Origin of the sequence: Ralstonia flaminis (assembly GCF_958415495.1) — a bacterium.
In the GTDB taxonomy this organism is placed as follows: domain Bacteria; phylum Pseudomonadota; class Gammaproteobacteria; order Burkholderiales; family Burkholderiaceae; genus Ralstonia; species Ralstonia flaminis.
On record NZ_CATZLL010000004.1, the window covers coordinates 175,974 to 189,081 of the forward strand.

The 13,108-nt window shown below is 62.0% G+C and carries 12 protein-coding genes; 1 reads left to right on the top strand and 11 read right to left on the bottom strand.

Features of this window, described 5'->3' with window-relative positions; all coding sequences use genetic code 11:
• Positions 1–242 precede the first annotated feature (242 nt).
• The 9 genes from R2N11_RS07695 to R2N11_RS07735 all read right to left on the bottom strand — a co-directional run bounded on the left by R2N11_RS07695 (position 243) and on the right by R2N11_RS07735 (position 11,607).
• Positions 243–1,253, bottom strand: a complete 1,011-nt coding sequence (locus R2N11_RS07695; protein ID WP_316680711.1) for a cellulase family glycosylhydrolase — start codon at positions 1,251–1,253, stop codon at positions 243–245.
• Positions 1,241–2,329 carry a hypothetical protein gene (locus R2N11_RS07700; protein ID WP_199027619.1) on the bottom strand — a complete coding sequence of 363 codons (1,089 nt, stop codon included), beginning with the start codon at positions 2,327–2,329 and terminating at the stop codon, positions 1,241–1,243. The genes R2N11_RS07695 and R2N11_RS07700 overlap by 13 nt, the downstream gene beginning before the upstream one ends.
• Complete coding sequence (locus R2N11_RS07705; protein WP_316680712.1) at positions 2,316–4,718, bottom strand: CDP-glycerol glycerophosphotransferase family protein; 2,403 nt, start codon at positions 4,716–4,718, stop codon at positions 2,316–2,318. Before R2N11_RS07705 ends, R2N11_RS07700 begins: the two co-directional genes overlap by 14 nt.
• Positions 4,715–5,968, bottom strand: coding sequence for a lipopolysaccharide biosynthesis protein (locus tag R2N11_RS07710; protein ID WP_316680713.1), 1,254 nt, complete (start codon positions 5,966–5,968; stop codon positions 4,715–4,717). Before R2N11_RS07710 ends, R2N11_RS07705 begins: the two co-directional genes overlap by 4 nt.
• Before the next feature lie 3 nt (positions 5,969–5,971).
• Positions 5,972–6,406 carry an FAD synthase family protein gene (locus R2N11_RS07715; RefSeq protein ID WP_316680715.1) on the bottom strand — a complete coding sequence of 145 codons (435 nt, stop codon included), beginning with the start codon at positions 6,404–6,406 and terminating at the stop codon, positions 5,972–5,974.
• Between the two features lie 45 nt (positions 6,407–6,451).
• A complete protein-coding gene (locus R2N11_RS07720) occupies positions 6,452–8,698 on the bottom strand; it encodes a GNVR domain-containing protein (protein ID WP_316680716.1) in 2,247 nt (748 codons plus the stop codon).
• A complete protein-coding gene (locus R2N11_RS07725; protein WP_199027609.1) occupies positions 8,695–9,159 on the bottom strand; it encodes a low molecular weight protein-tyrosine-phosphatase in 465 nt (154 codons plus the stop codon). Before R2N11_RS07725 ends, R2N11_RS07720 begins: the two co-directional genes overlap by 4 nt.
• The gene (locus tag R2N11_RS07730; RefSeq protein WP_316680717.1) at positions 9,159–10,139 is read right to left on the bottom strand and encodes a polysaccharide biosynthesis/export family protein; all 981 of its coding nucleotides are present in this window, start codon (positions 10,137–10,139) and stop codon (positions 9,159–9,161) included. The genes R2N11_RS07725 and R2N11_RS07730 overlap by 1 nt, the downstream gene beginning before the upstream one ends.
• A 142-nt stretch (positions 10,140–10,281) precedes the next feature.
• Positions 10,282–11,607, bottom strand: a complete 1,326-nt coding sequence (locus R2N11_RS07735) for an undecaprenyl-phosphate glucose phosphotransferase (protein ID WP_316680718.1) — start codon at positions 11,605–11,607, stop codon at positions 10,282–10,284.
• On the opposite strand from R2N11_RS07735, the gene R2N11_RS07740 reads away from it, so the two are divergent.
• Positions 11,606–11,902 carry a hypothetical protein gene (locus R2N11_RS07740; protein WP_199027602.1) on the top strand — a complete coding sequence of 99 codons (297 nt, stop codon included), beginning with the start codon at positions 11,606–11,608 and terminating at the stop codon, positions 11,900–11,902. The genes R2N11_RS07735 and R2N11_RS07740 overlap by 2 nt on opposite strands.
• Before the next feature lie 267 nt (positions 11,903–12,169).
• On the opposite strand, the gene R2N11_RS07745 is transcribed toward R2N11_RS07740, so the two are convergent.
• Together R2N11_RS07745 and rraA are read right to left on the bottom strand one after the other, a co-directional pair.
• A complete protein-coding gene (locus tag R2N11_RS07745; protein ID WP_316680719.1) occupies positions 12,170–12,589 on the bottom strand; it encodes a gamma-glutamylcyclotransferase family protein in 420 nt (139 codons plus the stop codon).
• Positions 12,586–13,083 carry a ribonuclease E activity regulator RraA gene (gene rraA / locus R2N11_RS07750; protein ID WP_199027592.1) on the bottom strand — a complete coding sequence of 166 codons (498 nt, stop codon included), beginning with the start codon at positions 13,081–13,083 and terminating at the stop codon, positions 12,586–12,588. Before rraA ends, R2N11_RS07745 begins: the two co-directional genes overlap by 4 nt.
• Positions 13,084–13,108: the final 25 nt, after the last annotated feature.

Sequence of the window (13,108 nt, forward strand, 5' to 3'; positions counted from 1 at the left end):
GACCAAAGTCATGTGTCTTATATAAGAGTGTAGAGAGGCGCGATGCAGCGCAACAAGGACAACCTCAATTCGTGGAAAATTTTTTATTCTTTTATTTTCAATAACTTATATTCAACGTTTCACGATACGGAAAGATTTTCCCCATCATGAAAGAGGGTGATGGTGCTCTGCGGTGCGGAGTTTTGTGGATCAAAAATGTCTTCCGCATTGTGAAAATTGGGAATCCGCTGGTAGTACCCGCGTCAATACGAATCGACGATCGCCCGACCACAGCATTCTTCGTAGCGCCGGGCCGTCGGCTTGGCGCGCCCGTCTCGGCCAAAGAGACCAAACCGGTGCTCACGGTTCGTTGGATCATCGCCGTCGTCGATCAGGTCGTACCACCAGACGCCTTTCATATAGGGGCGGGCTTTCGCCAGCGCCATAAACCGCTGCAGGTAGTCCGCCGCGTCGGCTTCGGTGTAGCCGCCTCGGTGGGTTGGCCAGCCCATTTCCGTTACGTACATGTCAATCGGCTTGCCATGCGCGTCGAGCATGAGACGGTGTATCTCGTCAACCCAAGCGATGGCCGCTTCCGGCGAATGCCCCCACAGTGGCTTGCCATAGTTGTACGGGTGGATGCTGATGCCATCGACAGCATCTGCGGCACCGGTACGCGCAAAGGCTTCAAACCAACGGGTATCCGAGTTCGTCGCGCCGCCGGCCAGAATGATGGCTTGCGGGTCGGCCGCGCGGATAGCCTGAGCCGTCACGCTTACCAGCTTTGCGTAGTCTTCAACGCTACCGACGGTGCGTGGCTTAGTGGTCGAGCCGAAGCCGATATTCCATTCGTTCCAGATTTCGTAGTAGCGCACCTTGCCCTTCATGCGGCGGGCAACCCAAGACGCATAGTGAGTGAAGCCCTCCCGGGCGGCATCGGTAGTCACCAGCCCACCCGGCTCGTACAGGTTGTTGCCATAGCCCAGCAGCAACAACGGCTGCCTCCCCGTGGCCGATGCCCACTCGATCATCTCGACGACACGCCCCAACGGTGCAGAGATCGCGTACTCGCCTTTGCGCTTTTCCAGCTCATTCCATGGCAGCGATGTGCGCCAAGAAGCCAACCGAGCCTCAACCAGGGCCGCCTTGATGGCCAGCAGATCCGCATCCTTGCGGATGGGGTGAATGCAGGCGCCTGCAATCGTTTCCGCCACCGCCCCGGAAGTGGCCAACGCCAGGGCGCAGGCCAACAACCACCGCATCAGACAGCGCATGAAGCGGGCTCCTTCTCGGTACGATCAAATTGAAAATCAGCAATCAACAGCAAGATGAACGGCAATACGCTGATCTTGTGTCGAAAGTACGAACCGTAGTCGGGCTCGAACAACGCGGAGACCATCGTGAACGCCAGTACCGCGCAGGCAGCGAACGACTGGACATTCTTTTCAGGCTGCCGAAACGCCGCGATCATCCGCCACGTCAGATACATCTGGAACAGCACGAACGGCGCATAGGTCGGCGAAATCAGTAGCAGGTTCAACGGTGCCAGCATCCAACCGAACGTAATCGCTCGATTGAGCAAGAAGCCAATGCCGCCCGCATCGTCAAAGGGATACACGATCCGGCTGGCGGAAACGCCCTCCAGATAGAGTGCCCGCCCTTTGCGGATTAGATCGAGCGGCAGGTGATCGTGAAACAGCACGACCATCAGCGCCGCAACGAGGTAGAGCGCGAGCAGCGCTTTCCCGCGTTTCAGCAGCAGCCATTGCACCGGCAACAGCACGGCGAAGGCCAAGTAATAGATGCGGAAATAGATGCCACAGACCACCAGAATGATCACGCACAGCACCAACAGCCCTCGAAACGAAAGCACCCCTGCCCGAAACAGTGCGAGCGCAAAGAGGGTCGGGACAAACAGGACCAGCTCTTTGGTGATGTTGAAGTAGAACGGCGCCAGCAAGACAACGCACGCCGCAAACACCAGCACATTGCGATAGTCGGCACGCAAGCGCCACTGCAATACCAATACCGCCATGCCGATATAAAACAAACCACCGAAAACGCCGTTGGCCAACAGCAAGTCGTCGGTATAGGCAACGCCGTAGCCATCGAGATCAATGCGGAGCGCTCGCATGCCCTCCAGCACCGGTGACAGCAGGTAGGCCGTCGATGCGAATGAGCTGCCGAACGGCTCCAGTGCGCCTTGGGTATGGAGGATCGTGAGGCCATCGACGTAGAGTTTGTCGTGCCACAGCAGCGGGATCACCGCAGCAAACGCCACTGATGCGACAAAGCACATCAGCAGCACGAGCACGCGGCTGGCCAGTGCCCTTGCGCTAGCGTCGACCATAAGCCCATCGTCCGTAGAACGTCTGCATGCGCGCCATTGCCTCACGCATGTCAAACCGTTCGCGCGCCACGTCGATGGCGGCGTCCGACATGCGCTGCCACGTGTCGCGATGGCTCAGGAGGTGCGCAACATGGCCGGCCATCAGACCCGCGTCATCGAGCGGCACCAAGTAGCCATTCCGGCCATGCTCGATCACGTCCCGAATGCCGTCAACATCAGTCCCCACCACGGGCACACCCAGGCAATTCGCTTCCGCCAGCACGTAGCCGAAACTCTCATACGCCGAGGTGAGTACCACGACGGCGGCCTTCGCCATCAGGCGCAGCAAGTCTTCGCGCGACATCCAGTCCGCAATCCGCAGCATGTCGGGTGTGACGCCCGCCTCCACCATCATGGCTTCCAGACGCCGCATGTCGTCTGGATAGTGCCCGACACCGATCAGGTGGAACACCGCATCGGTTGTGCCATGGAGCTGACGCACCACCTGCAGAAACATCGGCAGATTCTTCTGGTCACTCACACGCGCCACCATCAGCACGTCTTTGCGTACCTGGACAGCATCGATGCGGTGCAATTGCAGCACATCCACCTCAACCGCATTGAGCACGTGTGACACGCGTTGGGGCGGGCAACCAACATCGGTAATGGCCCGCACGTGCTCTGATGGCGACGTGCCCAGTGTGGCACTTCTGGCAAAACGGTCCAGCAGTTTCTCTGCCATCAGAAACACCTGTCGCACCAACCCGCGCTTGCCAAGATAGAAGTAGGCGTGCGGCGTGTAGACCATCCGCGTCTTGAGCCCAATGCAAGCAATGCGACCGAGCAGGCCCGCCTTGGAGCTATGCAGATGCACGATGTCCGGCGCCGCCGCCTTGACAGCACGCCGCAACGCCAGTGCCGCGCGCAGGTCGTGCGTGGGCGATAACGCACGCTGCATCGGCACGATGGTGACAGGTATCCGGTCGGCAGTGACTTGCTCGCTCAATGCACACGGCTGAGGCAACACAAATGCAAAGTGAAAACGGGTGGCGTCGTGATAGCTGGCGAGCAAGCGCAAATAGGTCTCGACCCCGCCAAGGCAGCCCGCCACGTGCATCACCTTGATGGGCGCTTCAGGCTGCCTAGGCTTGGTGGGCTCGGGCAGGCCCAAGTCGCGCGCGATCTGGTCCAGCACACGGTTTGCAGCGCCGGCATCCTTGTAGTGGTGATAGCGATCTCGCAACCTGAGCACGTTCTTGCTGGCCGCTTGTTTGGCAACGGCGTCATTGAAGATCGCGTCGATACGGTCGGTTGCCCCGGTCCAGTTGGTACTCCACTCTCCACCGGTGAATGTGGCATAGCTTTCATACAGACCGCGACTACGTTCGTAGCTCTCCAAATCCGGCGCCAGAAAGACGATGGGGCGTGCCAGCAGGCTGTAGTCGATCGCAATGGCCGAGTAATCCGTTACCAGCACGTCGAATGCATTCAGCGCTTGGTTGATGTCGTGCAACATGGAAGACGGCAGGAAGCGTATACGCTCGCAACGCGCCTCACCGGTAGCGCTCGGAATGCCGCACGGATGCGAGCGAACGACCAGCCACGCATCTACTGCTTCCAGCACGGCGTTCAAGCGAAGCATCTCGTGAGCATCCGGCAAATCCGGATCCGCATTGCCGTCGCGCCAGGTCGGAGCAAGGAGGACGAGTTGAGATGGCAGGTTTGTATCGCCCAAACATTTCCCGAGCAGCGCGCGCGCCTGTGCACGTCGGGACAATGGATCGCTATCGAGCAATACATCGCAGCGCGGATCGCCCGTCAGGCGAATCCGGTCGAGATCATGCCACCCCCACGCCGTACGAAACCGCTCGCTGACGATCAGGCTGGGCGATGGCAAACAACGGATCGACCGCGCCGATGCACGAAACATCATGCCCACGATCGATGCCATGAACCGACTGAGCATCGAGTGCCCGCCAACCTCGAGCGCATTGGGCGCGTCGAGGTGAATTCGCTTCAGGGGCGCGCCATGCCAAAGCTGCACGAGATACGTGCCGGGAACACATGCGCGGCACAGGTCCCCGTAGCCGTGTGTGACCACCCCCACGCCCGCCCGCAGCGTCAGCCAACGGGCACGCCACGACGTTTTCCGAACCACTTCCAGGCCGAGTTGCATGGCTTCGGCGTATTGATCGGCGTTCTGCGCGATCCACACGGCCCGCATGTGCGGGTATCGCTGCTGTGCGGTGCGCAGCAGCCGGAGCGAGCCGTCTCCGACGCCAGTCTGGCGCCCGAACACCCACAGCCATCGATCGCGCGGGAACACCACGGCAATCAACCCCATCACCACATACGCCGGCAACCGCAACAGCTTCGCGCCATTGGCACGTGCAAAAGTGAATGCCTTCACGCTTTCCCTTGTTTTGTATCCCGCCAGAAGCGGTAGCAGAACCCCAACACCACCAAGCACTGCGTGACGAGCATGCCAATCACTGCAGAGGCGGCCCCGTGTCGGCCCAGCAGCCACATCAGCGTCAGACCCACCGGAATCAGCGCGCCGGCATACACCAGAAACAGACCTCGCGTGTCCATGCGTGCGCGCATGGCAGCGCGGTAGATGGATGCGGCCACCCACAGCGGCGGCAGAAACGCGGCAAGCCTCAACACGTTGCCAAACGCCGCATAGCGCTCGCCGTACAGCACCTCAAGTGCCGTTGCACTGAAGGGCGCGATCAGCAGCCCGAGCACCAGCAACGCGATGAACATCAGCCCTGCCAGCCAGTGAATCCGCTGGGCGTAAGCCGTTGCGCCCTGGCTGCGTGCCAACTCCGCCAGCAGCGGCAGCAATGCGGTACAGGCCCCCACCAGCAGCGTGTTGACTGGCGCCACCAGATTGAGCACGGCACGCAGCCCACCCGCCTGCTCCGGTGTGCCCAGCAGCGGCAAAACGAACACGTACCCGTTGCTGTTAACCCAGATCAACAGCGCGGCTGGCAAGCTCCATGCGGCATAGCGCAAACTGGTGCGCGCAAAGGTTTTCAGTGGAGCCAACCCGCCCGCCCAGGGCCTTGCACAACACGACAGCAGCGGCACGGAGGCGACCGCCGCACCCGCCGCAATCGCCCACAAAGGTTGCATCGAGGGGCCCAATACCCGGTAGCCCAAATACGCCAGCGCCAACGTCACCACCCCATAGGCAAGCGTCATCGCCAGCACCATGAGAGGCCGTGCCGCGCGGTAGTAGTACGGCTTGGTCGACCAATACAGGCCACTGAACAGCAATGCCAGGAAGAACGACGGCTGCCGCAGCCAAGCTTGCGCCTCGTGCGCAAACCCACCCATGGCCCAAGCCGCCCCGGCAAACAACAAACACAGGCCCAGCGTCATGACGACGATGGGCGTCGCCTCGCCAAACGCCGTGGTGCCCGACTCAAGCGGCGCCACCGCATAAGACTCGGCAATCACGGCGGCATGCACCATGTTGGCCAGCACAATCACGGCATACGCAAAAGCAAAGGCCCCGAGCGCCGCCACACCGCCCTGCCGCGCCACGATCACGCCCAGCACAAAGTGGATGGCGGCGAGCAGCACCTGATCCATCGCACCGAGCAGCGCATGGTGGCTCCATTTGCGCCTAGCGGTGCTGGCCGTCGTACTCATCGATCAGGCCCGGCGGATCACTTCAATGATCTCCGTGGTGGAAATCGACGGCGTCCGCCCGAGGTAGACGACTTCGCACAGGTCATTGCAGAAATCGAACTTGCCAGCCCAGTCGTCGCCCATCACCAGCACGTCAGCCGCATGCTGAACGATGTAGTCACGCTTGAGCTCAAGTGACTCTTCGACAAAGACATCGGTCACATACCGCATGCTGCGGATGAGCGACAGCCGGTCGTTCTGGTTATAGACCGGGTAGCGGCTCTTTTTGGCGTAGTTGAGCGCATCGCTGGACACGCCCACGATCAGCGCATCGCCCAACTGGCTGGCACGCTCCAGCAGGCGCAGGTGGCCGACGTGCAATACGTCGAACGTGCCAAAGGTAATCACGCGCTTGGCGGGACGGTGCCCGCGCTCTTGCTGCTCTTGCTTCAAATGCATCTGTGATTCTCGTGTTCGGTGTCGGTACGCCCTTGCAGCTCAGGCTCAAACCGACGGGGTTGTGTTGGCCGCGGCGGTCTTGCCATAGCCGTCCATGCCGTAGCGCCCATAGCGGGTGCTTTGCAGGTCGTACTGCATGTCGTTGATCAGCACGCCATCGAGCGATGCCCCCACGCGGGCAAGACGGGCTTGCAGTTCGATCAGTTCGCCTTCACTGGTGTCGCCATAGCGGGCCACGGCCAGGATCGTTCCAGCGCAGCGGGCCAACGCCAGGGTGTCGGCAACCGGCAAGACCGGTGCACTGTCGATCAGCACGACGTCGTAGCGGCTGGCCATCTCTTCGATGCACCGCACGAAGCATGACGTTTGCTTCAGATCCACGGTCGTTGCCTGCTTGCGTGTTGACAGCAGCAAGTCAAGACCCGGCGTACCACTGGCGTGGATGACCTCGTCCACCGATGAATTGCCTTGCAGCAGCGAGGTGAGATCAGGCCACACCGGGTATGCAAAGCTGTTGTGCAATGTCCCCTTGCGCAGATCGGCGTCGATCAGCAGGACGCGCAGGCCAGACGTGGCCAGAACGACTGCCAGATTGGTCGACACAAACGACTTGCCCACGCCCGGCGTCGCGCCGGTGATCAATACGACGCGATTGCGTGCCTCCAGCAGGCGTATCTGCAGCCCCATACGCAAGTTCTGGAGGCTTTCAACGACGGCATCCTGTGCATCGCTGATCGCCAACGGCAGACGTACATCGCCTTCAGAAACCTGGGCTCGCCGGGTCAACCGATCCCGGCGCTTCTGCGCCTTGCTTTGCGGGATGACGGCATACACCACCGTACCCAGCAGTTCTTCCACGTGCCCAGGCTGCGTCACGGGTTGGCGCCCCAAGCCGCGCAGCAGCGCCACGCACAGACCCAACACGGCACCCAGCAGCGCGGCGCCCAGCAGCACCAGCACGCGACGCGGCTTGATAGGTGTCTCAGCAGGTTCGGCGTTGTCCAGCAGGCGAACGTTAGCCACCTTGCCGGCCTTCGTTATACGCAGTTGCTGGATGCTGTTGAGCATGGCGGTATAGAGCTCGCTGTTAACGCGCACGTCGCGGGTCAGGCGGATTACGGCCTGCTCATTGGCCGGCAGCGTGTCGAGCTTCTTGCGCAACTGCTTCATTTCACCTTGCAGCTGCGCGGCCTGGGCATCCAGCGCCACCACGTTCGGGTGCGCGGCAGTGTTGTGCACCAGTTGCGCCTGCCGTTCCTGCAAGAGCTGACTGATGCGCCCCTGCAAGGTCACGGATTCCGTCAGCATCAGCTTGCCCTGCTCACTCAAATCCGTCGCGTCGGACTTGCGTCGAAACTGCAGCAGTGCATCTTCCGAGCTTTCCAGCTGGCGTTTGAGCTCCGGCAATTGGCGCTCCAGGAAGGCCAGCGAGCTTTCCGCCTCGACCGCGCGCCGCTCGCTGTTCTGCTGCAGATACACCTGCCCCATCGCTTGCAGAAACGCCGCGATGCGATGCGCACGCGCCCCTTCCAGCGTGACCGAAATGACGCTGCTCTGCTTGCCCTTCTGGAAGATCACCAGTCGACGCTGCAGCTCGGCAATCGTGTCCTGGCGAGAAAAGCTACGCACCACGAACTTCGCCCCCGACCGCGCATGCACAGCCCGGACCACCAGCGTGATACCGCCTTCTGATGACGTCATCGAGATCGGATCGCCGATCCGGCCCTCGCGGCTCCCAGCATCAGCGGGGCCATCGACGCGTACGCGCTCCCCCTCCAGCAAGGTGATAACGAATGGCTTGCCGACCATCGCCGGCGGCACGCTCAACCGATCCACCGCGATGGATTCATTGCCCCACGTATAGCCGCCGAAGCCCAGCAGACCCGGCGTAGACAGCGTGTCGCTGCCGCGCGCGAGCATGCTGCCCAGCAACGGCAAGCGCTGCGGCTCGGCATCGATGTCGTAGTGGACACGGTCGACCGCTGCGCCAATCACCATGCGCGAGCGCAGCACCTCCATTTCGGTATCGCCGGACGATTTCACCTCCAGCGCGGAAGACAGCGCCCCCATCAGGCCTTGCGCCGCGCCGCCCCCGCCCTCCTCCACTTCAATCAGCAGGTCGGACCGATAGATGGGCGTGGCCACCCACGCATACAGCGCGCCGACAAGTGCCACGGCAGCAAGCGTGCCGACGATCCAGCGCACCTCGCGTCGCAGGAGGTCCAGGAGATCAAGAAAATGCAGCGTTCGCTCGGCGATACGGCGACGTTGTTGCGACAGGATGGCGCTCATCGTTGGATGCCCCGATTCGGTTTGGCCAGCATCCGGATACGGGATTGCCAGCGATCGACGGCCAGGGCCATCTGATGAAAACACTCCACGAACACGTGCTCAGGCCGGCCGAACGGGTCAGGCACCGGGTGATCGTCAAGGGTGAAGACTTTTCCACCGGCGTTAGGAAAGCGCCGGATGATCTCGGACCGCTGTGAACGGTCCATCGTCAGGATCAGGTCGAACTGTGCGCACAGCGGTGCCGTCAGCAAGCGCGATCGGTGCGCGTCGATGTCCATGCCGTGGCGATGCATCACCTCGACGGCATGCTCATCGGCCGGCAGCCCACCTGGCGCGTGCGTGCCTGCAGATTCCACTGTGACGGACAAGGCCGGCCCAGCCGCCAACGCACGCCGCAACAACTCCTCGGCCATCGGGCTACGGCACACGTTGCCAACACAGACCACAAGTACGCTGTGCATCAGTTGCCGCTCGCAGCGCGTTGGGTGTTGTAAAGCGATTGCGAAGTCGGCAGCAGAAGGCTGACCACGCGGTTCCACTTCATCAGGCCCGCCGCTTCTACATAGACGAGATCATTGGGCTGCAACGCAAAGCGCGCGGCCATGGCCAGGCCGGTGGGCGATTTCGCATCGAGCTTGAACACTTGCGGGGTTCCATCGGCCTGTGGCCGGACCACATACACGCCGCTGGGTTGACTGGTGTTGGCATTGACGGAACCTGCAGCAGCAATGGCCTGCGCAAGAGAGAGGCGGCCGTCCTGCATGGGCACCGCCTGCGCCCGCCCGACCTCCCCCGCCACGAAAACGGGGTTGTCCGCGCGCGCAACAACACGCACCGTATCGTTAGCACGCAGATAGAGCGTCTCGGCACGTTTGCCGACGGCGGCCATGGCCGGCAGGTCGACACGCACGGTCCGCCCTTCGCGCGACACCAGCACGCGGCTGGCATCGCCGTCGGGCAGCACGCCGCCGGCTTCAGCCAACGCATGCGCCAGCGTCATCGGCACATTCGTCACTGGCTTGGCGCCCGGATTCTTGACTGCGCCGTCTACAAAGACCTGCTGGCTCCGATACGCCGCTACAGAAACGGCCAGCTTTGGATCGCGCACATAGCGTGCGATGGCCGCAGTGAGACGGCGCTGCGCATCACCGATCGTGAGGCCCGCCAACCGCACCGCACCAAGGTAGGGATAGACGATGTCGCCGTCCTCGCCCACCGTGAATACCGGAGCATCGCCATTGCCCGCGCGCGCAGCCACCGTGCCCTGCATGCCGAGTTCGGGGTGATTCCATACCTGGATGGACAGCACATCCGCAGCGCCAATGCGGTACGCGCGCTCAGGCGTGCCCAGCAGCGCGACGGCCGCATTCACGCTGGTCAAGTCATCACCTGCGCCTTGCGCGGCAAGCAGTGCCGGCGTGATGGCGGTCACTGGTGGCATGTTCTCGTTCGCCTGGAAGTGCATGCCAGGCACGATGCTGCAACCAGCAAGCGCGGCGAGCACGAGCACGGCTGTGCAAGCGCACGCGCGACGCACACGTGCAGGGAGCAATGAGGAATGAGTTCGCATGAGCGTCTGCCGATCAGTAAGCGTTCCGCCCGCTGAACCCTTTGAAAACCGTCATCCAGACGATCTTGAGGTCCAGCCAGAACGACCAGTTTTGGATGTAGAAGAGGTCCAGCGACACGCGCTTGGCCATCGATTCGATGCGCGCCGTCTCGCCCCGGCAACCGTTGACCTGGGCCAGGCCGGTAATGCCCGGCTTGATGCGATACCGGTACATGTAGCCGTCCACCAGGCGCATGTAGTAGTCGTCGTGCTCCAACGCGTGCGGGCGTGGCCCCACCACCGACATCTGGCCCAGCAATACGTTGATGAACTGGGGCAACTCGTCCAGGCTCGATTTGCGCAGCAGCCGACCGATCGGCGTGACACGGGGGTCGCCCTGTCTTGCCTGCGTCAGCGTGCCGGCCTCTTCAACATGCACGCGCATCGACCGGAACTTGAGGATCGTGAACTCGCGCCCGTCTGCCCCCATGCGCCGCTGGCGGAAGAACACCGGCCCCGCTGACGTACCCTTGACCAGCAGCGCAATCGCCACCAGCAGTGGCAGCAACCCAACGAGTGCCGCGAGCGCAAAAAGGCGATCAAACACGGGCTTGGCCCACGCCAGACTCACGTCACGTGACGATGCCACCAGGTTGATGACGGGCATCCCACCCAGCATGGATGCGTCCGGATTGAACAGAGGCAAGTCGCTCGTGACAGGGAATAGGCGCACGTCGACAAAGTGATGCTGCATCGCGCGCAGGTAGCGCTGGATTTCCTCCTCCTGTGAGGGCGGGAGCGCGAGCCATAGCTCATCAAACTGCTGGTCGGCTGCCCACTCGATGACGTCCTGCATCGACGCCAGCCTGTGCACAGCGGCATCCGCCTGCTCCGCTGCGTTGTTCGGGTCAAGCTGCCCCACAACGATGTACGCGTCGTTCTGCACGCGCTCCATCAGACGTTGCGTTTGTTCGCCCCCCCCAACGATCACCACACGACGGATCACCACATGAACGCGACCCTTGATTCGCCAGAACATTTCGCTGAACACGCGCGACGCCAGCATCGAGGCGATCGAAGCCAAGGTCCACGCCGCCACCCAGGGCGTGAGCACGAGCACCGGCATATGCGCCGCGAGAAACAGGTGGACAATCAGGCCATGCGTCAGCAGCCAGACGATCAGAAATCTCGGAATGCTGCGCAGCGGCCGGCTCTGGAAACGCTTGCCATACACGCCGCTGATTGCTAGACCCGCCAGCACAAGACAGCCGGCCAAAACGCTCGCAAGAATTTCCGTACGCGACCAGTCGATAGGGCCGCCCAACTGCATTTCATGCGCGACAACGGCACCAAACACCATGCCCAATCCATCTGCCAAAACACGAAGTGCAGCCACGGCCGCGCTTGTCCTCGGCGAAGGTGTCAATCCAATCATTCACATCCCCAAAAAACCCACGCACGTGGGCAATACCCATGCAGGTCAACGGCAGCCTGCATTGGTGTTCTTTCTTATCGGTGCAACCGATGCCCACCACATCGCACGCAAACGCAGTGCAAGCAGGCGCAGAGCGCTGGCTGCGCGTAATACCGCAGACACCGCAGTGCTCATGAAGAAGGCCGATATTGGCCGTCCCGCAGACATCACCGTGAGGTGATCAAGGCGTGACACCGTCGCGCCCGCGCAGCCCGCGAGTGCGACAAATCGATACGATTCCCAGGGAGAATTCCTAATCTGCGGAGCGATCTTAGGAGAGCGCCTTAGGGCGACATATCAGAGCTGTCTTAAATAAAGAAGGCGTTTTTCTGCCGCCCCCCCCCAGAGTTGCCTGACGTATGTCGCCCTGACCCGACCGATTTGTGTGAACAAAAGAAAAACGCCGCGAGCGCGGCGTTCTGACAACCCTGGTGAGAAGCGTGGAGCTTCAGCCGCGCGCCAGCCGATGCGCGACCCAGTCCCCGCCCGTAATAACGTGCCGCCCGGCAATGTGCGCCGGGCTGACTGGATAGACGATGCACTCGATGGGCTCGCTGCCCAGCATCACGGCGTGGTTCTCGCGCAGGAAGAGTGCGTCGCCACCTGGGTACACCTCTTCGATCTCGTCGAGCACCGGCACGAGCGCGGCATCGATGCGATAGACATCACCACGTACGGCAGTGCCGGTCGGGTCCAGCACCAGGCCTGGGTATGCGCCAAAGTCATACAGGCGACCGTGCAACATTGCGGTGCCCAACAACTCCGGTTCGGGAATGCCGCGCTTGGCTGCGGCCACGCGCAGGTCATTGGCCTCGCCAGCGCGCAGTGTGCCGTAGACGAACACGTGAATGGCGTTGATCGGGCTCATACGAGTTTGTCCTGCGAAACCAGCACGCCGTCTTCATCGGCATAGATCCATTCACCGGACTGAATATAGGCGCCCGGCATCTGCACCCCCACCTCGCGCTGGCCGACGTTCTTCTTGATGCTCTTGCGCGGGTGCACTGCGAGCGCATGAATGCCGACGTTGCATTCGATCAACTCGCGCGTATCGCGCACGCAGCCGTTGAGCAGGATACCTTCCCACCCGTTCTCCTCGGCCAGCTTGCCGAGGTTGCCGCCCACCAGCGCGCAGCGCAACGAGCCCCCGCCATCGATCACGAGCACGCGCCCCGCTCCCTGCTCTTCCAGCGCGGCACGCACCAGGCCGTTGTCTTCAAACACCTTGAGCGTGGAAGCCGGGCCGGCAAACGCGGCACGCTTGCCGAAGCTGCGGAACACCGGCGTGAGCACACGCAGGCTTCCGTAAACAAGTTTGTCTTCGTGCAGATCGCACAGATCAGTGACTGGGGTCATCGTCATGGCAGTGGCGAAGGGTTGAGCGTTG